Genomic DNA, 1,175 nt, shown 5'->3' on the forward strand with positions numbered 1-1,175 from the left:
TCGCGGGTGAAGAGCTACCAGAATTAAGCGAAGACGATCTACTCGAAGAAGCGGCATCAGAGCCATCTGAATTAGCGGATGCTGACGAGAGTGGCGAGCCTGGAGACGCTGAGCCGGAAGATGTACTGGCGGAGCTTGCTGATGATGAGCTTCCTGAATTTGACGAAGATGATGCGTTAGCCGAGTCGCAAGCAGAGGAAGAGACTGACGAAGCCACTGCTGATCATGTTGATGCTATTGCCAGTGAAGATTTACCAGAATTAAGCGAAGACGATTTACTCGAAGAAGCGGCATCAGAGCCGTCTGAGTTAGCGGATGCTGACGAGAGTGCCGAACCCGCAGGCGCTGAGCCGGAAGATGTACTGGCGGAGCTTGCTGATGATGATCTTCCTGAATTTGACGAAGATGATGCGTTAGCCGAGTCACAAACAGAGGAAGAGACTGACGGGGCCACTGCTGAAGACGTTGATGCTATCGCGGGTGAAGAGCTACCAGAATTAAGCGAAGACGATCTACTCGAAGAAGCGGCATCAGAGCCATCTGAATTAGCGGATGCTGACGAGAGTGGCGAGCCTGGAGACGCTGAGCCGGAAGATGGAACTGTTCTGTGGGATTGTCTATTGAAGAAGGGTGTGCCTGAGAAGTTTATTAACATCCTAAAAGCCCTATATACAAACACCTCAGGCAGAGTGAGGGCATACAACCACCTCTCTCCATTGTTCCATTCGAGCAGTGGGGTTAGGCAGRGTTKCCCAATCTCACCATTCCTCTTCAACTTTGCCATCGATGACATTCTGGAAASAGCTCTGATGRATGTAAGTAATGGTGGTGTRGATCTGTTKCCTGGAGAAAGRCTTCWCGACCTTGAKTATGCGGWYRATATTGTCTTACTGTGCGATAATGMCCAAGSCATGCRATYCGCACTTAATCAGTTGRCAATCAGTGTCCGTAKRTAYGGTATGTGCTTTGCACCTTCGAAGTRCAAAGTACTTYTAYAAGACTGGCAGGATTCYAATCCTGYACTCACCCTGGATGGTGAGCARATARAMGTAGTYGAGAAKTTCGTGTATCTGGRTAGCTGCATAAGTGCTGGTGGKGRTGTGAGTGATGAGATCAATGSAMGWATAGTGAAAGCCAGAGMGGCTTATGCCAATCTGGGCCACCTCTGGCGCCTT

General features: G+C 49.6%; 1 pseudogene. It reads left to right on the plus strand.

From position 1 onward, the window contains the following. Positions 1-1,175: pseudogene (locus tag EES38_RS22880) on the plus strand (reverse transcriptase domain-containing protein); the annotation flags it as partial.

The organism is Vibrio viridaestus (assembly GCF_003856525.1).
Classification (GTDB): Bacteria; Pseudomonadota; Gammaproteobacteria; order Enterobacterales; family Vibrionaceae; genus Vibrio; species Vibrio viridaestus.